The 19,880-nt window shown below is 72.7% G+C and carries 22 protein-coding genes; 8 read left to right on the top strand and 14 right to left on the bottom strand.

Annotation, left to right across the window (positions count from 1 at the left end):
• The first annotated feature begins 49 nt into the window (after positions 1–49).
• Complete coding sequence (locus K3554_RS13455) at positions 50–559, top strand: DUF421 domain-containing protein (protein WP_259941074.1); 510 nt, start codon at positions 50–52, stop codon at positions 557–559.
• Here the strand turns inward: K3554_RS13455 and K3554_RS13450 are convergent.
• From K3554_RS13450 to pyrC, 12 genes are all read right to left on the bottom strand, one after another.
• Positions 556–1,737, bottom strand: a complete 1,182-nt coding sequence (locus K3554_RS13450) for a VWA domain-containing protein (protein WP_259941072.1) — start codon at positions 1,735–1,737, stop codon at positions 556–558. The two genes, K3554_RS13455 and K3554_RS13450, sit on opposite strands and share 4 nt — an antisense overlap.
• 4 nt (positions 1,738–1,741) lie before the next feature.
• Entirely contained in the window at positions 1,742–1,906 is a 165-nt protein-coding gene (locus K3554_RS13445) for a hypothetical protein (RefSeq protein WP_259941070.1), read from the bottom strand.
• A gap of 9 nt (positions 1,907–1,915) precedes the next feature.
• Entirely contained in the window at positions 1,916–3,274 is a 1,359-nt protein-coding gene (locus K3554_RS13440; RefSeq protein ID WP_259941068.1) for a DUF2927 domain-containing protein, read from the bottom strand.
• Positions 3,271–3,714, bottom strand: a complete 444-nt coding sequence (locus tag K3554_RS13435; RefSeq protein WP_259941067.1) for a GNAT family N-acetyltransferase — start codon at positions 3,712–3,714, stop codon at positions 3,271–3,273. Before K3554_RS13435 ends, K3554_RS13440 begins: the two co-directional genes overlap by 4 nt.
• A 110-nt stretch (positions 3,715–3,824) precedes the next feature.
• A complete protein-coding gene (gene purF, locus K3554_RS13430) occupies positions 3,825–5,309 on the bottom strand; it encodes an amidophosphoribosyltransferase (RefSeq protein WP_259941065.1) in 1,485 nt (494 codons plus the stop codon).
• Between the two features lie 70 nt (positions 5,310–5,379).
• Positions 5,380–5,949, bottom strand: coding sequence for a CvpA family protein (locus K3554_RS13425; protein ID WP_259941063.1), 570 nt, complete (start codon positions 5,947–5,949; stop codon positions 5,380–5,382).
• A 39-nt stretch (positions 5,950–5,988) separates the two neighbouring features.
• Positions 5,989–7,356, bottom strand: a complete 1,368-nt coding sequence (radA, locus tag K3554_RS13420; RefSeq protein WP_259941060.1) for a DNA repair protein RadA — start codon at positions 7,354–7,356, stop codon at positions 5,989–5,991.
• Positions 7,357–7,456: 100 nt separating this feature from the next.
• A complete protein-coding gene (locus K3554_RS13415) occupies positions 7,457–8,251 on the bottom strand; it encodes a DNA repair protein (protein WP_259941058.1) in 795 nt (264 codons plus the stop codon).
• Between the two features lie 201 nt (positions 8,252–8,452).
• Complete coding sequence (gene alr, locus K3554_RS13410; protein ID WP_259941056.1) at positions 8,453–9,496, bottom strand: alanine racemase; 1,044 nt, start codon at positions 9,494–9,496, stop codon at positions 8,453–8,455.
• Between the two features lie 45 nt (positions 9,497–9,541).
• Positions 9,542–11,029: a replicative DNA helicase gene (locus tag K3554_RS13405; RefSeq protein ID WP_259941054.1), complete on the bottom strand. Its 1,488-nt coding sequence runs from the start codon at positions 11,027–11,029 to the stop codon at positions 9,542–9,544.
• Positions 11,030–11,154: 125 nt separating this feature from the next.
• On the bottom strand, positions 11,155–11,835 hold the full coding sequence (locus K3554_RS13400) for an orotate phosphoribosyltransferase (protein ID WP_259941053.1): 681 nt from the start codon (positions 11,833–11,835) through the stop codon (positions 11,155–11,157).
• A gap of 25 nt (positions 11,836–11,860) precedes the next feature.
• The gene (pyrC, locus tag K3554_RS13395; protein ID WP_259941052.1) at positions 11,861–12,874 is read right to left on the bottom strand and encodes a dihydroorotase; all 1,014 of its coding nucleotides are present in this window, start codon (positions 12,872–12,874) and stop codon (positions 11,861–11,863) included.
• A gap of 112 nt (positions 12,875–12,986) precedes the next feature.
• Here pyrC and K3554_RS13390 point away from each other — a divergent pair, with 112 nt between their 5' ends.
• From K3554_RS13390 to K3554_RS13375, 4 genes are all read left to right on the top strand, one after another.
• The gene (locus K3554_RS13390) at positions 12,987–13,337 is read left to right on the top strand and encodes an antifreeze protein (protein ID WP_259941051.1); all 351 of its coding nucleotides are present in this window, start codon (positions 12,987–12,989) and stop codon (positions 13,335–13,337) included.
• Positions 13,334–13,759: a lysozyme inhibitor LprI family protein gene (locus K3554_RS13385; protein ID WP_259941050.1), complete on the top strand. Its 426-nt coding sequence runs from the start codon at positions 13,334–13,336 to the stop codon at positions 13,757–13,759. Before K3554_RS13390 ends, K3554_RS13385 begins: the two co-directional genes overlap by 4 nt.
• A 76-nt stretch (positions 13,760–13,835) precedes the next feature.
• Complete coding sequence (locus K3554_RS13380) at positions 13,836–14,276, top strand: DUF3806 domain-containing protein (RefSeq protein WP_259941047.1); 441 nt, start codon at positions 13,836–13,838, stop codon at positions 14,274–14,276.
• A gap of 49 nt (positions 14,277–14,325) precedes the next feature.
• Positions 14,326–14,892, top strand: coding sequence for a DUF2726 domain-containing protein (locus tag K3554_RS13375; RefSeq protein ID WP_259941046.1), 567 nt, complete (start codon positions 14,326–14,328; stop codon positions 14,890–14,892).
• Here the strand turns inward: K3554_RS13375 and K3554_RS13370 are convergent.
• A complete protein-coding gene (locus K3554_RS13370; RefSeq protein WP_259941045.1) occupies positions 14,889–15,935 on the bottom strand; it encodes a quinone-dependent dihydroorotate dehydrogenase in 1,047 nt (348 codons plus the stop codon). The genes K3554_RS13375 and K3554_RS13370 overlap by 4 nt on opposite strands.
• Positions 15,932–16,267: a DUF952 domain-containing protein gene (locus tag K3554_RS13365; protein WP_259941044.1), complete on the bottom strand. Its 336-nt coding sequence runs from the start codon at positions 16,265–16,267 to the stop codon at positions 15,932–15,934. Before K3554_RS13365 ends, K3554_RS13370 begins: the two co-directional genes overlap by 4 nt.
• Positions 16,268–16,371: 104 nt before the next feature.
• On the opposite strand from K3554_RS13365, the gene K3554_RS13360 reads away from it, so the two are divergent.
• The 3 genes from K3554_RS13360 (at position 16,372) to K3554_RS13350 (ending at position 19,858) form a co-directional block, all read left to right on the top strand.
• Positions 16,372–17,934, top strand: a complete 1,563-nt coding sequence (locus K3554_RS13360; protein WP_259941043.1) for a bifunctional UDP-sugar hydrolase/5'-nucleotidase — start codon at positions 16,372–16,374, stop codon at positions 17,932–17,934.
• A gap of 166 nt (positions 17,935–18,100) precedes the next feature.
• Complete coding sequence (locus tag K3554_RS13355; protein ID WP_259941042.1) at positions 18,101–19,198, top strand: histidine kinase dimerization/phosphoacceptor domain -containing protein; 1,098 nt, start codon at positions 18,101–18,103, stop codon at positions 19,196–19,198.
• 3 nt (positions 19,199–19,201) lie between these two features.
• Positions 19,202–19,858 carry an SOS response-associated peptidase gene (locus tag K3554_RS13350; RefSeq protein WP_259941041.1) on the top strand — a complete coding sequence of 219 codons (657 nt, stop codon included), beginning with the start codon at positions 19,202–19,204 and terminating at the stop codon, positions 19,856–19,858.
• The last annotated feature ends 22 nt before the right edge of the window (positions 19,859–19,880 follow it).

The following is a 19,880-nucleotide window of genomic DNA, read 5'->3' as shown; positions in this document are numbered from 1 at the left end:
CGGCGGAACGTTCCGGGCGGGCGGGGGCTTGGGAAGGCAGGAGACGCCCATGCCAGACCTCGCCGACCTCGCCGCCACCTTCGTCGATGCCGCCGTGCTTGTGGTGCTGATGGTGGTGTTCGTGCGCCTCGCGGGGCTGCGGGCCTTCTCGAAGATGTCGAGCTACGACTTCGCGGTTACGGTGGCCTTCGGCTCGATGCTGGCCTCGGCGATCTTCACCGAAGGGCTGACGTTGGTGAAGGGCGCGGTGGCGCTGGGCTCGCTGTTCCTGGTGCAGTGGGTGTTCGGTCTGGTGCGCTCGCGCTCGCAGGCCGTGCAGGGCGCGGCCGACAACCGGCCCGTGATCCTGATGCGCGACGGCGTGCTCGACCGCGAGGCGCTGCGGCAGACGCGCGTGACCGAGTCCGAGGTGCAGGCCAAACTGCGCGAGGCCAATGCGCTGGACCTGTCGAAGGTGCGCGCCGTGGTGCTGGAGACCACGGGCGACGTGAGCGTGCTGCACGGCGAGCGCGTCGACCCCTGGCTGCTGGAGAACGTGCGCGAGGCGAGCGCGCCCTAGGTCAGCAGCTTCATGCCGTCGGTCAGCCCTTCGAGCGTCATGGGCACCATGCGGTCCTCGAAGGCGTCGCGGATCATGGCGATGCTCTGGGTGTAGTCCCAGTGCCCGCGCGGCACGGGGTTGATCCAGAGCGTTCGCGGCCAGCGCTCGCGCACGCGCTCCAGCCAGACGCGGCCCGGCTCCTCGTTCCAGTGCTCGTTGGCGCCGCCGGGATAGGCGATCTCGTAAGGGCTCATCGAGGCGTCGCCCACGAAGATGCAGCGGTAGTCGGGGCCGTAGGTGTTGAGGATCTCGCGCGTGGGCACCACCGCGTCCCAGCGGCGGCGGTTGTCGCGCCAGACGCCCTCGTAGAGGCAGTTGTGGAAGTAGAAGTGGTGGAGCGTGCGGAACTCGGAGCGGGCGGCCGAGAACAGCTCCTCGACCACCTTCACGTGCGGGTCCATGGAGCCGCCCACGTCGAGGAACAGGAGCACCTTCACGTTGTTGCGCCGCTCGGGGCGGGTCTGGACGTCAAGGTAGCCGTTGCGAGCCGTGGAGCGGATGGTGGCGCCTAGGTCCAGCTCGTCGGGGGCGCCCTCGCGGGCCCAGGCGCGCAGTCGCTTGAGGGCGACCTTGATGGTGCGGGTGCCCAGCTCGCGCTCGCCGTCGTAGTCGCGGAACTCGCGGCGGTCCCAGACCTTCACGGCCCGCTGGTGGCGCGAGCCGTCCTGACCGATGCGCACGCCCTCGGGGTTGTAGCCATAGGCGCCGAAGGGCGAGGTGCCGGCAGTCCCGATCCATTTGGAGCCGCCCTGGTGGCGGCCTTGCTGTTCCCTGAGCCGCTCGCGCAGGGTCTCCATAAGCTTCTCGAAGCCGCCCGCGGCGCGCACCTCGGCCATCTCCTCGGGGGTGAGGTGCTTCTCGGCTTGGCGCTCCAGCCAGTCGGCGGGCAGGTCGAGCCGCTCCAGCACCTCCTGGGGGGTCACGTCCGCCAGCCCGCCGAACTGCGCGGCGAAGGTGCGGTCGAAGCGGTCGATGTGGCGCTCGTCCTTCACCAAGGCGGCGCGGGCGAGGTGGTAGAAGCCGTCGGCGTCGTAGATCACGACGCCCGCGGCGAGGGCGTCGAGCCAGGTGAGGTGCTCGCGCAGGCTGACGGGGACGCCGGCGGCGCGCAGGGCCTCGAAGAAGCCGAGGAACACCGCCCTAGCTCCGCAGGATCACGATGAGCGCGAGGAAGCCGAGGAGGCCGCCGAGCAGGGCCCAGACGGCGGCCCACTGGGCGATGTCGAAGCCGGTGCCTTTGCGGCGGCGGGCGACGAGGGCGCCGAGCAGGGCCCCGAGGGCGGCGGTGATGAGGGGAAGGAGCATGGGCCGGAGTTACGCGCCCGGCGCCAGCCCCGCAACCTCGGCGGCGCGCACCGCGAGCATCGGATCGCCCCAGGCGTAGCGGCCCCAGGCCATGCCCTCGCGGCGGACCTGCGCGGCATCCTCGGCGTCGCCCGTGGCCGCCACGGCCTCGGCGCGGATCAGGAGGAGCGTGGAGAGCAGCACCGCGTTCTGCGCGTCTGCGGCGGCGGGAATGGCGCGGTCCACGAGGCGCAGCGCGGTCTCGGGATCGCCCGAGGACACCGCGAAGGCGCCGAGCTGAAGGGCCACCTGCGCGCCGTGCAGCTCGCTGCCGCCGGCGGCGCGGTAGCCCTCGGCCGCCTCCAGGAAGGCGCCGATGGCGACGCCGCCGTCGACGGGGAGGGCGGCCCGGCCCAGGGCCAGCAGCGAGAAGGCGGCGCGCTCGTCGCGCCAGCCGGCGGCGCGCGAGAGGCTCACCGCGCGCTCGGCGTCGCGCAGGCGCACGCGGGCCTCGGCGCGGGGCGCGAGGGCGCCGCGGATCGCCTCGGTCCACGCAGGGGACGAGCGGCGCACGGCGCCGGTGTCGGGGATGCCGCCCCGCGGGTTGATGCGCGCGAGCACGTCCGGCAGGCGGCGGGCCACCTCGGCGGGGCTCATGCCGGAGCGCAGCGCGGGGTCGTAGGTGGCGCGCAGGATCGTCATGTCGCGGTCGGTGAGGACCACGTGGACGTTGTCGTCGTTGAAGACGGAATGGGGCAGCCGGTAGAGGTCGTTCAGCGGCCCGAGCGCTTGCGCCACCTCCTCGTGGAGGCAGTCGCGCACCTCCTGGGGGCTGACGTCCTCGGGCAGGAACACCGAGGCGCGGCGGCGGGTCCTGAGGGTGGTCCAGTCGAGGGTGCCGCCGAAGCGCTTGGCGAGGTAGTCGCGCCATCCGGTGACGCGGGGCACTACGAAGCAGGCGGCGCCGGGCACGTAGCGCTGCAGCGTCTCGCGGGGCAGGGCGGAGACGGTGATCGAGGGGGCCTCGCCGGCCGCGGCGCGGCTGATGTCGATACGGGCCTCGCGGCGCAGGCGGGCGATCAGGTCGTCGAGGTCGGCGGAGAGGGTCACGGGCGGCTCGGCGTCGCCCACCTTCTCGATGCCCACGGTGACGGGGCCCTCGAAGCGGGTGAAGACGGGGATCGTGCGGCCGGTCTCGAGCGCGAAGCTCAGCTCCATGAAGTCGCGGGCGACCTGGGCGTTCGGGACAGCCGGGGTGGGCGCGGGCGCGCCCTCGAAGCGGCGGATGTCGGGCAGCGCGGCCGCGGGCAGCGCGCGCTGCACCGCCGGCGGCTCGACCGGCATGCAGGAGGCGAGAACCGTGGCGGCCAGCGCGAGGGCTCGGATCACGCCGACCTCTGGTACTTCACGAACTCGGTGCGCTCGGCCACGCGGTCGTAGAGCGCGCGCGCCGGGTTGCCGCACTGGGTGAGCCAGTAGACCGATGCGGCGCCGCGGCGGTCCGCGTCCTCGTAGGCGGCGGCGATCAGCCGAGACGCCACGCCGCGCCCGCGCTCGCGGGGGGCGACGTAGAGATCCTGCAGGTAGATCACCCCGCCCGGGTTCCACATGTGCGGGTGCCAGACCCAGTGGGCCAGCCCGATCACGCGGCCGCGCGAGAGGGCGAGGCGTCCCGCGAAGCTATGGGGATCGTCGGAGAGGAGCTGCGCGAAGGCGGCGTCGTAGGCCGTCCGGTCGCGTGCGGTTCCGTAGAAGACGAGGTAGTCGCGCCAGAGCGCGGCCCACGCCTCCCGGTCGGCGGGTTCGACCGCCTTCAGGGTGATGTCCATTGTCTGCCTCAAACTGCCCACGGCTCCGGTTTGCCCGGATGCTCGTTAATTCAGCGTGTACCCACAATGAGGCAGGAATGTGGCAGGCGGTGTTCCGCCGTCGCGGCACCCTACTCCGCGGCGACCCGGAAGCCGCGGGCGATCTGGTCCGAGGGGCTCACGGGATACTCGCCCGAGAAGCACGCATCGCAGTACTGGGGCGCGTCGGGGTTCCGGCCCTTCGCCTCGCCCACGGCGCGGTAGAGTCCGTCGAGGGAGATGAAGCGCAGGGAGTCGACGCCCAGGTGCCGGCGCATCTCCTCCTCGCTCATCGTGGCGGCGAGCAGCTTCTCGCGCTGGGGCGTGTCGACGCCGTAGAAGCAGGGCCAGGCCGTGGGCGGGGAGGCGATGCGGAAGTGCACGGCGGCGGCGCCGGCATCGAGGATCATCTCCTTGATCTTGCGCGAGGTCGTGCCGCGCACCACGCTGTCGTCCACCAGCACCACGCGCTTGCCGCGGATGAGGGCGCGGTTCACGTTGAGCTTCAGGCGCACGCCCATGTTGCGGATCTGCTCGGTGGGCTCGATGAAGGTGCGGCCCACGTACTGGTTGCGGATGATCCCCATGGCGTAGGGGATGCCCGACTCCAGCGAGTAGCCGATCGCCGCCGGGGTCCCCGAGTCGGGCACGGGGCAGACGAGGTCGGCCTCCACGGGGGCCTCCTTGGCCAGCTCGCGGCCGATCGCCTCACGGGTCTCGTAGACCGAGCGGCCTCCGAGGATCGAGTCGGGGCGCGAGAAGTAGACGTGCTCGAAGATGCAGAAGCGCGGGCGGCGCTGCTCGAAGGGGCGGTGCGAGATCAGCGCGCCTTCCTTGGTGATCACCACCATCTCGCCCGGCTCCACCTCGCGCAGGAACTCCGCGCCGATGATGTCGAGGGCGCAGGTCTCGGAGGCGAGCGCGTAGCCGGTCTCGCCGATGCGGCCCAGCACTAGGGGGCGCACGCCCAGGGGATCGCGGCAGCCGATCAGCTTGGTGCGGGTCATGGCCACGATCGAGAAGGCTCCTTCCACGCGGCGCAGGGCGTCCTTCATCCGCTCGGGGATGTTGGGGCCCATGGAGCGCGCCATGAGGTGGATGATGCACTCCGAGTCGCTGCTGGACTGGAAGATCGAGCCGCGCCCGATCAGATCCTTCCGCAGCGCCTCTGCGTTCACGATGTTGCCGTTGTGGGCGACCGCGGCGCCGCCCATGGCGAACTCGCCGAAGAAGGGCTGGACCTCGCGGATCGCGGTGCCGCCCTTGCTGCCCGAAGTGGCGTAGCGGACGTGGCCGATGCCGACGTCCCCGGGCAGGGTGTCCATGACGTCCTGCGAGGTGAAGGTGTCGCGCACGTAGCCGAAGCGGCGGGCGAAGTTGAAGCCGCGCTCGGGGTCGTGGACGACGATGCCGCCCGCCTCCTGGCCCCGGTGCTGGAGGGCGTGGAGGCCGAGGGCCACGAGGGGCGCGGCCTCGCCGGCGCCGATCGCGCCGAACACGCCGCACTCCTCGTGCAGCGTGTCGCCGTCGAGCGCGTCGAGCGGGTTCGACCGCCAGAGGGGTTCGGTCTCGGACATGGGCAGGGGTTCCCGTGGCTTGGGTCGCTCCCCCATAGGGGGTGCGGCGCCCGGTGTCACGGGGCGGGGATCACGTGTCCGTGGCGGGCGTGACGCACTCGCCCACGAGGCTCTCGTAGCGCACGAGGATCCAGCCCGGCGCGTCCTCGGGGATCTGGTCCTCGATGCCGTCGCGCATGCGGGCGAAGATCACGGCGGAGCGGCTGTTGGTGATCTCGGGGATGCCCTCGTCGACCACCACGCGGTCGTAGACCACGAAGCCCACCGCCACGAGCAGCACGCCGCGCAGCACGCCGAACAGGAAGCCGAGGCCCTGGTCCACCGGCCCGAGGGCCGAGTGGCGCACGGCCGAGCTGAGGAGCGGCGTGAAGAAGCTGAACGCCACGAGGCTGAGCGCGAACACCACCGCGAAGGCGGCGAGCACGGCCAGCTCGCAGGATCCGGCGAGGGTGTCGCCGATCACGGGCAGCTCCTTCACCAGCGGCTCGAACGGGCCGGCGAAGGTGAAGGCGAGGATCGCGGCGCCGATCCAGCCGACGATGGCCATGGCCTCGCGCACGAGCCCGCGGCTGTAGGCGAGGATCGCGGAAACGAGGATGACGCCCGCGACCACCGCGTCGACGATCGTGAAGCCGTCCATGTCGTGCCGCCCTTCCGGTTGCCTGCCCCGCGGGACCCCTCACGCGGCGCCGAACACCTCGCCCACGAGCGTGGCGACGTCCCCGAGTTGCCGCGAGGACACCCCCGCCCCGTCGCCCGGCTTGGTGCCCCGGGGAACGATCGCGGCGGTGAAACCAAGTTTCGCCGCCTCCTTCAAGCGGTTTTCGGACTGGGTCACGGGGCGCAGCGCGCCCGACAGGGACAGCTCGCCGAACACCACCGTCTCGCGCGGAAGCGCGGCGTCCTCGCGAGCGGACAGCAGCGCGCAGGCCACGGCGAGGTCGGCCGCCGGCTCGCCCACGCGGATGCCGCCCGCGACGTTGAGGTAGACGTCGAGCCCCGCGAAGCCGATGCCGGTGCGCGCCTCGAGGACGGCGAGCACCATGGCGAGGCGGCCGCCGTCCCAGCCCACCACGGCGCGGCGCGGCTGGGAGTGGGGCGAGGGCGCCACGAGGGCCTGGATCTCGACCAGGAGGGGGCGCGTGCCCTCCAGCCCCGCGAACACAACCGAGCCGGGGGCGGGGGTGTCGCGCTCGCCCAGGAACAGGGCCGAGGGGTTGGCGACCTCGGCCAGCCCGGCGCCGGTCATCTCGAACACGCCGATCTCGTCGGCGGGGCCGAAGCGGTTCTTGGTGGCGCGCAGGATGCGGAACTGGTGGCCGCGCTCGCCCTCGAAGTAGAGCACCGTATCGACCATGTGCTCGACGACGCGGGGGCCGGCGATCTGCCCCTCCTTCGTGACGTGGCCCACCAGGATCACCGCGGTGCCGAAGCGCTTGGCGAAGCGCGTCAGCTCGTGGGCGCAGGCGCGCACCTGGCTGACCGAGCCGGGCGCGCTCTCGACGGTATCGACCCACATGGTCTGGATCGAATCGATGATGGCGAGGTCGGGCTTCTCGGCCTCGAGGGTGGTGAGCACGTCGCGCAGGTTGGTCTCGGCCGCGAGCCGCACGCCCGCATCCGCCAGCCCGAGGCGCTGGGCGCGCATCCGCACCTGCGCGGTCGCCTCCTCGCCCGAGACGTAGACCACCGCGTGGCCGGCGCGCGCGAAGCTGGCGGCGCCCTGCAGGAGCAGGGTGGACTTGCCGATGCCCGGATCGCCCCCCACCAGCGTGGCCGAGGCCGGAACGAGGCCGCCGCCGAGCACGCGGTCCAGCTCGGCAATGCCGGAGAAGGTGCGCGGCGGCGGCGCCTCCTCGGTGGCGAGGTCCACGAGCGCCACGCGGCGGCCCTTGGCGGTGCCGAGGGTCTGCTTCGACGGGCCCGCGGACAGCGGCACCTCCTCGCGGATGGAGTTCCACGCCCCGCAGCCGTCGCAGCGCCCGGTCCACTTCTTGTGGACGGCGCCGCAGTCGGAGCAGGCGAACTGGGTGCTGTGCTTGGCCATGTTCCCGATTTGGTCCATCCGCGCGCGCCGCGCAAGACGTGGCGCGCGAAAAGGCCCGGCGCAGGGGCCGGGCCTTTCGGGTCGCGCGGTCGGCCGCGCCTCAGCTGGCGGGCAGCGACTCGGAGTTGCCGGTGCCGTCGCGGCGGGTCGAGGGGCCCATGGCGACCACGTTCTCGGTCTTGCCGTGTCCGGTCAGCTTCATGGCGTCGGTGATCTCGGCGAGGTCCTTCTGCAGGCGCTCGAGCTGCTTCTCGGCGAGGCCCTCCTCGACCGACAGGGCCTGCATCCAGCGCTTGATCTCGTGGACGGTGGCCTGGGCCATGGAGATGCGCTGGCGGTAGTCCTCGATCTCGCCCTGGCGCTGGCGCAGGAAGGAGCGGGCGCGGTCGACCTTCTCGTCGGCATAGACCTCCGCCAGCTCGCGGCTCTCGACGCTCATCTGCGCGGCCAGCTGCAGCACGTCGTGCTCCAGCTCGCCGAGCTCGGGGTGCTGGCGCATCCACTCGATGCGGTCGCGCATGGCGTCGAACTCGCGGGAGAGCTGGAACGTGCCCTCGCGGTCGGCGCGGTGCACGTAGTCGTAGGCGCGCGCCACGTCCTCCATGGAGATGTGGAAGTCGCGGTTGGTCAGCTCCAGCCGGCGGACGCGGGCGTTCGACGGCAGGAAGCCGGCGAGGATCAGCAGCAGGGCGGTGAAGCCGATCTGCACGTACATGCCGGCGCCCTCGACCGGCTCGCCGCCGATCACCAGCGGCAGGTCGATCCACGGCGCGAGCCCGGCCAGCGCCGCCCCCGTGAGCACCACCATCGCCAGCGCGGCGAGGGCCAGCACGAAGGTGCAGACCTGCTGAAGAATCGTGGTGGCGATCGCCACGTTGTGCGTCGTGTCTGTCATGTGCCTCGAACCCCGTGCGGTGGGCCAACCTAGCCGCGGACCATTGCCCGTTCGACCATATCAGAAATATCCCGTCCCAACGTAGCGCTTTCGCCACGGGTTCCCCCGCGAGGGCCATTAGTTCCGGATGGGTTGCAATTGTGATCACATAATCCGTTTGTCGCCGCAGGGAAGACCCATGTCGTTCGAGGCGGGGGCGAATCAACCTCCGCGGTAGCGCCGATCGTAGCGGCGGCCGAGCGCGGTGAGGATCTCGTATCCGATGGTGCCGGCCCCGGCGGCCACCGCATCCACGCCGCGCCGGTCGTCGATCGCGGTCACGTGGGGCGGGTCGGCGTCGAGATGGCCGATGTCCACGGTCAGCAGGTCCATCGAGACGCGCCCCCGCACCGGGCAGGCCACCGGCCCGGCCATGACCTCCAGACCCGGCTGCAGCGCGCGGAACAGCCCGTCGGCATAGCCTCCCGCCACGGTGGCGATGCGGGTGGGCGCGGGCGCGGTCCAGGTGCCGTCGTAGCCGACGCGCGCGCCGGCGGGGACGTCGAAGCAGGCGACCACGGGCAGCTCCAGCCGGACCACGGGCTCGGCGTCCCGGAACGGCAGGCCCCCGAAAAGGCCCACGCCGGGGCGGCACATGTCGAAGTGGAACGCCTCGCCGAGGAGCGTCCCGCCGGTGGCCGCGAGGCTGCGCGGCACCTCGATGCCGTCGGTCATCTCGCGGAAGCGGCGGAGCTGGTCCGCGTTGGCGGGGTTCTCGGGGTCGTCGGCGGAGGCGAGGTGGCTCATCACCAGGGCCGGCCCGGCCTCCAGCGCGATCTCGCGGGTGGCGGCCCACTCGGCCTCGGTCAAGCCGAGGCGGCTCATGCCGGTGTCGAGCTGCAAGCCGAAGGGCCGCGCGGGCATCGATTCGAGGTGCCGCAGGAGCTGGTCCACGGAGACGAGCATCGGCACGAGGTCGCCCCGCGCGATCGTCTCGGTGTCGCCCGCCATGTGGCCGTAGAGGAGGTAGATGCGCGGCTCTGGCCCGAGGGCGCGGCGCACCTCGATGCCCTCGGCGGCGGAGGCCACGAAGAAGGCGCGGGCGCCCTCGGCGGCGAGGCGCGTCACCACGGGAACCACGCCCAAGCCGTAGGCGTCGGCCTTGACCACGGCCGCGGTCTCGCAGCCGGCGGCGCTCAGGCGGTCAAGCGCGCGCCAGTTGGCGGCCACCGCCTCCAGGTCGATGAAAAGCTGTCCCGTCCCCATGGGCGCCGCATGGACAAGCCGCGCCGCAGCGTCAAGCGGCCGGCGTCAGCCCTCGCCGCCCTGCCAGGGCTTCACGAGGTTGCCGAAGCGGGTGAAGCGTCCCTCGAAGCTCAGCTCCACGGAGCCGATGGGGCCGTGGCGCTGCTTGCCGATGATGACCTCGGCCTTGCCATGCACCGCCTCCATGGCGGCCTGCCACTCGGCCAGCTTCTCGAACTGGTGCTCGCCCGGCTTCTCCCGCTCCTTGTAGTACTCCTCGCGGTACACGAACATCACCACGTCGGCGTCCTGCTCGATCGAGCCGGATTCACGAAGGTCCGAGAGCTGGGGACGCTTGTCCTCGCGGCTCTCGACGTTGCGCGAGAGCTGCGACAGGGCGATCACGGGAATGTCGAGCTCCTTGGCGATGGCCTTGAGGCCTTGCGTGATCTCGGAGACCTCGTTCACGCGGCTGTCCTTGGCGGTCGCGGGGCGGACGAGCTGGAGGTAGTCGATGATCAGCACGTCCAGCCCGTGGGTCCGCTTGAGGCGGCGGGCGCGCGCCGCGAGTTGCGAGATGGGCAGGGCCGGCGTGTCGTCGATGTAGAGAGGGCAGCTCTCCAGCGACTTGGCGGCCTCCACGAAGCGCCGGAACTCGGCCTCGGTCATGTCGCCCTTGCGGATCTGCTCCGAGGGCACCTCGGCGGCCTCCGACAGGATGCGCGCGGCGAGCTGCTCCGAGGACATCTCCAGCGAGTAGAAGCCCACCACGCCGCCCTCGATCGCGCCCTCGCGCCCGTCGAAGGTGGTGCCGCGGCGGTAGGCCTTGGCGATGTTGAAGGCGATGTTGGTGGCCAGCGACGTCTTCCCCATGGAGGGGCGTCCGGCAAGGATCAGGAGGTCGGAGCGGTGGAGGCCGCCGAGCTTGCGGTCCATGTCCACGAGGCCGGTGGAGGTGCCGGCCAGACCGCCGTCGCGCTGGTAGGCGGCGTTGGCGACGTTCACCGCCTCGGTCACGGCGCGCAGGAACGGCACGAAGCCCGAGTCGGACTTGCCCTGCTCGGCCAGGGAGTAGAGCGCCGCCTCGGCCTCGACGATCTGGTCCGAGGGCTCCGAGGCGACGGTCACGTCGCTGGCCTTGGCCGAGATGTCGCGGCCCAGCCCGATCAGCTCGCGGCGGATGGCGAGGTCGTAGATCATGCGGGCGTAGTCGCGCACCGCGTAGGCGGCCACGGCCGAGGCGGCGAGGTTCACGAGGTAGGCGGGACCGCCGAGCGCGCGCAGTCCCTCGTCCTCCTCGAGGAAGGGGCGCAGGGTGACGGGCGAGGCGAGGGCGTTCTTCTGGATGCGCGCGGCGCAAATCTCGTAGATGCGCGCGTGCACGGGGTCGTAGAAGTGCTCCGCGCGCACGATCGAGGCGGCGCGGTCGTAGAGGTCGTTGTCGGTGAGCAGCGCGCCCAGGAGCTGCTGCTCGGCCTCGATGTTGTGCGGAAGCTGCGCCTCGGCGGCGGCCGTGGTCGGCATGCCCGTCTGCAGCGTGGCGATCTCGTTCATGGCGTCATCCCCCGTTCGCCGGGTCTACCGGACGGAGGGCCGAGGGTCCACGTGGAAATCCTGTGGAGAAGGCCCCCGCCGGGTCAGGATCGCGTGAACGTCGCCGCGCAAGCCGTTGGCGGCGTTCAGGTCGCGCGCCGCTCCTCCTGCCAGGCGCGGGGCGCCTCCAGGAAGGCCTCGACGTCGGCGAGGGTGCTCGTGGCGAAGGCGCCCGAGGCCCTCGCCTCGGCAAGCACGTCCCACCAGGTGCAGAGCGAATGTAGGGCGACGCCGTGGCCGCCGAGCACGTCCTCGGTCTCGGGGAAGATGCCGTAGGAGAAGATCACCGCGGTGTGCGCGCAGGTGGCGCCGGTCTCGCGGATGGCGTCCACGAAGGAGAGCTTCGAGCCGCCGTCGGTGGTGAGGTCCTCGACCAGCAGGACCCGGTCGCCCTCGCCCATGAGGCCCTCGATGCGGGCGTTCCGGCCGTAGCCCTTGGGCTTCTTGCGCACGTAGGTCATCGGCAGCGCCAGCCGCTCGGCCACGAGAGCCGCGAAGGGGATGCCCGCGGTCTCGCCGCCCGCCACGTTGGTGAAGGCCTCCATGCCGGCGTCGCGCATCACCGTGGCGGCGAGGAAGTCCATCAGCACCGAGCGGATTCGCGGGTGGGAGATGAGGCGTCGGCAGTCGACGTAGGTGGGCGAGGGCAGGCCGCTGGCCAGCGTGAACGGGTCCTCGGGCCGGAAGGCCACGGCCTCGACCTCCAGGAGGGCACGGGCGGCGAGGCGGGCGATCTCGTCGCGGGGCGGAAAGGCGGCGGGGATCATGGCGAGGCTTCCGGTTGGGTAGAGATCAGGCGTCGACGTGCCAGCGGATCGGGTGGCCCGGGTCGAAGGGCACGACGCGGGGATCGCCGCCGTGGTGCGCGGGCAACTCCAGCGGCTCGCCCCGGCGCAGGGTCACGGTGTCCGCGTTCGGCTCCAGCCGGTAGTGCGCGGGGCCGTGGAGCGAGGCGAAGCCCTCGAGCTTGCCCAGCGCGCCCTCCTCGTCGAAGACCTGCGCGTAGGCGGCCAAGGCGTGGGGGGCGGTGAAGCAGCCAGCGGCGCAGCAGGCGGCCTCCTTGGCGTGCTGGGGATGCGGCGCGCTGTCGGTGCCGAGGAAGAAGTTCTTCGCCCCCGACGTGGCGGCGTGGCGCAGCGCATCGCGGTGGCGACGGCGCTTGAGCACGGGCAGGCAGTAGTGGTGCGGGCGCAGGCCCACCGCCAGCATGTCGTTGCGGTCGGCCATGAGGTGCTGGACCGTGATCGTGGCGCCGACGCCGTGGTCGAGCACCCAGGACACCGCGTCCGCGGTGGTGATGTGCTCCAGCGTGATCCGCAGGCCCGGGTGCATGTCGCGCAGGGGCGCGAGGCGAGTGTCGAGGAAGCGCAGCTCGCGGTCGAAGATGTCGACCTCGGGGTCGGTGACCTCGCCGTGGAGGCAGAGCGGCACGCCGTGCTCCTCCATCGCATCCACGACGGGGCGGATGCGGTCCCAGTCGCGCACGCCGGAGGCCGAGTTGGTGGTGGCTCCGGCGGGGTAGAGCTTCACCGCCGCGATGGTCCCGTCGGCGTGGGCCCGCACCACGTCGGCCGGGTCGGTCTCCTCGGTGAGGTAGAGCGTCATCAGGGGGCGCGCGAAGCCCGCCGCCCGGATCCGCTCGCGGTAGGCGGCGGCCATGGCGCCGGTGGTCACGGGCGGCACGAGGTTGGGCATCACGAGGGCGCGCCCGAAGCCGGCCGACAGGGGCGCCACGGTCCGCAGCATGGCGCCGTCGCGCAGGTGGAGGTGCCAGTCGTCGGGGCGGCGGATCGTGAGCGTGTCCATGCGGCGAGGTTTGCCCGAGCGGGGCGCGCTTGACCAGAGCGCGGCGGGTGTGTGGCGCCGGCGCCGCATGGCGGCGTTGCACCTTCGGACCGTTGCAACCCGTCGGCCCTTCGTGCGTTCTGAGTGCGATCCCGCGCGCTTCCGCGACGGGCGCAGAGGAAGCCCCGCACCGATGATGATGCAGATGATGCGCCTGAACCTCGCCACCGCCACGATGCTCGCCGAGGCGCAGACCGTGATCGGAATGCGGCTCATGGGCCTGGCCGGCCTCGTGCCCGCCTCGGCCGGCGAGTCGGTGCGCATGGTGACCGAGAAGCAGGCCGCCTTCGCCGAGGCCGGCATCGCCGCCACGAAGGCGATGGTGGGCGGCGCCAACCCGCTCGGCGCGATGGAGGCGGCGCTGGTGCCGATCTCGCGCACCACCAACGCGAACTCGCGCCGGCTGACGCGGGCGCGCCGATGAGGGCGACGGCGCTCCTCGCCGCGCTGCTCGCGCTGCCCGCCGCCGCGCAGGAGGCGCCGGTCCCCGTGGACTGCGAGGCGCCCAAGGGCATCGGCGAGGTGCTCCGCTGCGCGGAGTTCGCGCTCGACGAGGCGGAGGGCGCGATGGACCAGGCCTACCGGCTCGCGCTCACCCGCGCCGAGGTGCTGGGCGAGGACTGGGATCGCCGCGGCGGAACGCCGGGCGACGTCTCGATCCGCGACATGATCGAGCGCTCGCAGGAGGCATGGCGCGCCCACGCCGACGCGCACTGCGCGGCCGTGTCGCTGGCCGCGGGGGCGGGGGCCGACGAGGACGGGATCGCCGCCGCGCTCGCGCTGTGCCTGACCCATCAGGCGGAGCTGCGCGCCGCCGAGCTGGCGCTGTTCGGCGAGCCCGCCTAGGCCCGCCAAGACCCCCGCCGGTTGACGCCGGGGCGCGATGCGCGCTCTGCTGCGGCCCGGATCACCGGGAGACACCATGTCCGACGCGCGCACGCCGTTCACCGCCCAGGACCGCAGGCTCGTGCGCGGCTGGATCGACTGGGTGGCGGGCCACGCCGAGCCCCCCGCGCCCATGGACAGCCATGCCGCGATCATGGACCACCTCGACGGCCTGCTCGCCCAGGACTTCGTGCGCGAGTACGGCAGCGAGGAGCTGTTCGCGATCGGCATCGCCTGGGGCGACGCGCTGCGCATGAGGCACGCGGGCTGGGAGTGGGTGTCGATGGCCTCGAAGGGCGGCTCCACGGTGGCGCTGGACCTGCGCGGTGCGAAGGGCGTGGCCGATCCCGACGCGCTGGTGACGCCGGGCCACATCTTCGCCCGCCGCGCCGGAACGGCCGAGCGCCTGGACCCGCGCGCGATGGAGGCCCGGCTGCTGGAGGAGATCGGATCGGTCGCGGGCGGGGCGGCGGAGTAGGCCCCGAGCCGGCCACGACCGCGCCGCGATCCTCGGCGAGGCCGGTGCCATGGATTTCGCCTCGCTCCTCGGCGCCGTGCCGCCGCCCGCCCTCGCCGTCGTCGCGGTCGCGACGCTCGTCATGTTCCTGCGCGCCCGCGGTCTGCGCACCGCGCGGCCGCGCCCCACCGACGTGCCCGAGGCGCTGGCCGACTGCACCATCCGTGCGGTGAACCGGCTGATGAGCGCGGAGCAGGCCGCGTGCTTCGCCGCGGTCCGGCGCTGGGCCGAGCCGCGGGGGCTCCACGTCTGCGCCGAGGTCAGCCTGTCCGCCCTGTTCACCGTGGATCACGCCGACCGCCGCCGGCGCGCGTCTGGGTTCGGCTCGCTGCGGCAGAAGTACCTCGACCTCCTGGTGATCGACGCCGCGTGCCGGCCCCTCGTGGGGATCGAGTATCACGGTTCCGGGCACTTCGGCGCGCGTGCGAAGCGCAGCGACGCGATCAAGCGCCATGCCTTCGCCGCTGCGGGACTGCAGCTGCTTGAGGTGGACCGGAACGTCGGCGCGGCGGAGCTGGCGCGGCGGCTCGATGCGGCGGTGCCCCAAGCGCCGGATGAGGGTCGGCGCGCCGCCTAGAGCCAGCGGTCGCGATCGGTGCCGACCGCCTCGGCCACCGAGGCGAAGCCGTCGCGCGCCAGCAGGGCGTCCAGCCTCCGGGCGATGCGGCCGGCCAGCCCCGGGCCCTCGTAGACCAGCGCGGTGTAAAGCTGCACCGCCGCGGCGCCGGCGCGGATCTTGGCGAGGGCGTCCTCGGCCGACCCCACGCCGCCCACGCCCACGAGGGGCATGCCGGGCATCAGGGTCGAGAGCCGCGCCAGCACCTGCGTCGAGCGCCGGAACAGGGGCGCGCCCGACAGGCCGCCGGCTTCGGCGCCGTGAGGCGACCTCAGGCCGTCGCGGGCGAGCGTGGTGTTGGTGGCGATCACGGCGTCGACGCTCCCGGCCGCCTCGGCCAGCGCCTCCAGCTCGGCGTCGGAGAGGTCGGGCGCGATCTTCAGGAACACCGGGATCGGGCGGGCGAGGGCCGCGCGGGCGGTCAGCACGCCCGCCAGCAGCGCGCGCAGGGCTTCCGGCCCCTGCAGGTCGCGCAGCGATTCGGTGTTGGGCGAGGAGACGTTCACGGTCGCGAAGTCGACGTGCGGGCCGCAACGGCTCAGCACGCGCGCGTAGTCCCCGGCACGGTCGGCGCTAGCCTTGTTGGCGCCGAGGTTCAGGCCCACCGGCACGCCGCCGCGGGGGCGCGCCGCCAGCCGGGCGGCGATGGCCTCCATCCCGTCGTTGTTGAACCCGAAGCGGTTGATCGCCGCGCGGTCCTCGGCGAGGCGGAACAGCCGCGGGCGGGGGTTGCCGGGTTGGGGCAGGGGCGTGGCCGCCCCGACCTCGAGCCAGCCGAAGCCGGCGCGGGCGAGGGGTCCGAGGGCGACTGCGTTCTTGTCGAAGCCCGCCGCCAGCCCCACCGGGTTCGCCAGCGCGAGACCCGCGAGCGTGGTGGCGAGGCGCGGCGACGTCTCCGGCCCCCCGCGCGGTCCCAGCCCCGCCCGCAGGGCCGCGAGCGCCGCCCCGTGCGCCCGCTCCGGGTCGAGCCGGTGGAGGGCGGCAAGGCCAAGGCGCTCGATCATGCGAGGCCGGCAGGGAACTGGTGCTCGCCGTCCACCAGCGGAAGCGGTTGCGCCCAGGCGACCTGGTCGCGGCGCAGCGGCGCGTAGAGGTGGGGGAAGTCCTCGCCCCCGCGCGACGGCTCCCAGCGCAGGTTGGGGCCGAGGGCCGCCTCCTCGCAGGCCACCAGCCAGAGGCCTTCCACGTCCGCGAAGTGGCGCCGCGCGGTCTCGGGCGCCTGGGCGGCTGTTGAGAAGTGGATGAAGCCGTCGGCCCGGTCCACGGCCGCCCCGAGGGTGGTGCCGTCGGCCCGCAGGGCGTCCCACTCGGGGGTGCGGAAAATCTTGTAGATCATGGGGGCGGCCATGCCCGCGGGGCGGGGGCCGCGTCAAGCGCCGAGCCGCTTGCCCTTCGCCGCGCGCCGTCGCACGGTCCCGCCATCAACAAGGGGGTCCCACGATGACCAGACTTCTCTCCTCCACCGCGGCGCTGCTCGCGCTCTCGGCCGGCATGGCGCAGGCCGAGTTCGCGATGACGATCCTGCACACCAACGACTTCCACGCCCGCTTCGAGCCGATCTCGAAGTACGACGGCCCCTGCGCCGCCGAGGACAACGAGGCCGGCGAGTGCTTCGGCGGCACCGCGCGCCTCGTGAACGCGGTGCGCGACGCCAAGGCGCGCGCGGGCGAGAACGTGCTGCTCGTGGACGGCGGCGACCAGTTCCAGGGCACGCTGTTCTACACCCAGTACAAGGGCGCCATGTCGGCCGAGATGATGAACATGCTCGGCTACGACGCGATGACCGTGGGAAACCACGAGTTCGACGACGGCCCCGAGGTGCTGCGCGAGTTCGCCGAGACCATCGAGTTCCCGATCCTGATGTCGAACGGCGACGTCACCAACGAGCCGCTGCTCTCGGACGTGATCGAGAAGTCGACCGTGGTCGAGGTGGGCGGCGAGAAGGTCGGCCTGATCGGCCTGACGCCCCAGGACACCGACGAGCTGGCCTCGCCCGGCCCGAACGTCACCTTCTCCGACCCGTCCGAGGCCGTGCAGGCCGAGGTTGACCGCCTCGCGGAGGAGGGCGTGAACAAGATCGTGGTGCTTAGCCACTCGGGCTACGAGACCGACAAGACCGTGGCCGAGAACACCACCGGCGTGGACGTGATCGTGGGCGGGCACACCAACACCCTGCTCGGCGACATGGAGGGCGCGGAAGGCCCGTACCCGACCATGGTGGGCGACACCGCCATCGTGCAGGCCTACGCCTACGGGAAGTTCCTGGGCGAGCTGAACGTGCGCTTCGACGACGATGGCAACGTGGTGGAGGCCGCGGGCCAGCCGCTGCTGATCGACGCGGCCGTCGCCGAGGACGAGGCCACGGTCACGCGCATCCGGGAGCTGGCCGAGCCGCTCGAGGAGATCCGCAACCGGGTGGTGGCGACCACCGCCGCGCCGATCGGCGGCGACCGCGAGTTCTGCCGCGCGCAGGAGTGCGAGATGGGCTCGCTGATCGCCGACGCCATGCTGGACCGGGTGCGGGACCAGGGCATCGACGTGGCCATCCAGAACGGCGGCGGCATCCGCGCTTCGATCGACGCGGGCGAGGTGACCATGGGCGAGGTGCTGACGGTGCTGCCGTTCCAGAACACGCTGTCGACCTTCCGCGTGGACGGCGCGACGCTGAAGGCCGCCCTCGAGAACGGCGTGAGCCAGGTCGAGGAGGGCGCGGGCCGCTTCGCGCAGGTCGCCGGCATGACCTACAGCTTCGATGCCACGGCCGAGCCGGGCAGCCGGATCACCGAGGTCATGATCGGCGGCGAGCCGCTGGACGAGTCCGCGACCTACGGCGTGGTGTCCAACAACTACGTGCGCAACGGCGGCGATGGCTACGCCATGTTCGTGGACGCGGCCGACGCCTACGACTACGGCCCCGATCTCGCCGACGTGACCGCGGAGTACCTAGCCGCGCAGGGCGCCGAGTTCGAGCCCTACACCGACGGCCGCATCGCGGCGAACTGATCCCTCGCGGGATCCCCGCGGCTGGCGCTCCGGCGCCGGCCGTGCTACCCGGCCCGTCCCTCCCGGAGCGGACCGTTCGCGGCGGACGTCCCTGCCTGTCCGGCACGCCGGACCGGACGGAGCGCGGGCCCGCGTTGGCCGCGCCGGGGGATTTAGGGGGCATTCGATGCGCGCGCCGATACCGTCCGACCAGTCGCTCCGCCTCGCGGCGATCGAGCATTTCGACCTGGGCGAGCAGCGCTTCGAGGACGACTTCCAGGGCATCGTCGAGCTGGCCGCGCAGATCTGCGAATGCCCCATCGCGCTGGTCTCCATCGTGCGCGAGGAGGAGCAGAGCTTCGAGGCCCGCTGCGGGCTGGACGCCAGCAGCACGGACCTCGACTCGTCGGTCTGCAGCCACGCCATCCTCCAGCGCGACGTGTTCGAGATCGAGGACATGCGCCGCGACGTCCGCACCGCCGACAACCCGCTCGTCACCGATCTGGACGACCCGCTGCTGTTCTACGCAGGCGCGCCGATCGTCACGCCCGCGAACATCGCGCTGGGTTCGCTCTGCGTGCTCGACCGCGTGCCACGGCGGCTCGACGCCAAGCAGCGGCGCGCGCTGCAGGTGCTGGCCGAGCAGGTGATGCAGCGACTGCTGCTGCACGAGGCGCTGCGCCAGCAGGACATGCTCAGGCGCGAGGTGGACCACCGGGTCAAGAACAACCTCGCCAACGTGGCCGTGCTCACCCACATGGCGGCGCGCGGCGCCGAGCACGAGGAGACGCGCGATGCGCTGGAGGCTGTGGAGCGGCGCATCCAGGTGATGGTGGAGCTGCATTCCGAGCTCTACAGCCGAACCGACGGGGTGGGCGAGGCAGCGGTCGACGTCCCCGACTACCTCGGGCGGGTGGTGCAGCATCTGCAGGCCATCGCGCCCGAGGGCGTCCGGCTCCACGCCGCGTTCGACCCCCTCGTGCTCGAGTCGCGGCGCGCCTCGGCGCTGGGCGTGCTCGTGAACGAGCTGGCGTCGAACGCCTGCAAGCACGGCTTTCCGGGCGACCGCGCGGGCGAGATCCGCATAACCGGACGGCGCGAGGCGGGGCGGGGCTACGCCGTTCGCTGCGCCGACGATGGCGTCGGCGCAGCGGGGGGCGGGACCGCCGGCTCGGGGCTGGGGCTCCGGATCGCGCGCGCCTCGGCGGCGCAGCTCGGCGGCGCGCTCGACATCGGCCCCGGCGAGACCGGCTGGCGCGGCATCGTCGTCTTCGAGGCGGACTAGGCGATGTGCGGCCGCTTCGTGCTCGCCCTGCCGGCCGCCGAGATGGCGCGGGTGTTCGAGGCCGCGCCCGCCAACGACCTGCCCGACGGCCCGCGCTGGAACGTCTGCCCCACCACGCAGGTGCCCGCCGTGGTCGCGGGCGAGGGTCAGCGGCGCATGGTGTCCATGCGCTGGGGCTTCGTGCCGCACTGGTACGAGAAGCCGAACGGGGGCCCGCTGCTCATCAACGCCCGCGCCGAGACGGTCGCCACCAAACCCGCGTTCCGGGACGCCGCGCGCCAGCGCCGCTGCCTCCTGCCCGCCACGGGCTTCTACGAGTGGACCAAGGACGAGGACGACGCGCGGCTGCCGTGGTACTTCCACCCCGCCGATGATGGGCTGCTGGCCTTCGCGGGCATCTGGCAGGACTGGGGCGAGCTGGGCGCGACCTGCGCCATCGTGTCCTGCGCCGCCGGCCCGTCGATGGAGGCGATCCACCACCGCGAGCCGGTGACGCTGGCGCCCGAGGACTGGCCGCTGTGGCTGGGCGAGGCGGAGGGCAAGGCGGCGCCCCTGATGCGCGCGGCGCCCGAGGGGCGGCTGCTGCGCCACCGCGTGGACACGCGCGTGAACTCGAACCGGGTCGAGGGTCCGGAGCTGATCGAGTCGATCGACGGCTGACGAGCCGATCGACGGCCGACGC

Origin of the sequence: Jannaschia sp. W003 (assembly GCF_025144335.1) — a bacterium.
Taxonomy (GTDB): domain Bacteria; phylum Pseudomonadota; class Alphaproteobacteria; order Rhodobacterales; family Rhodobacteraceae; genus Jannaschia.
This window is presented reverse-complemented; position numbering and strand designations above follow the sequence as displayed.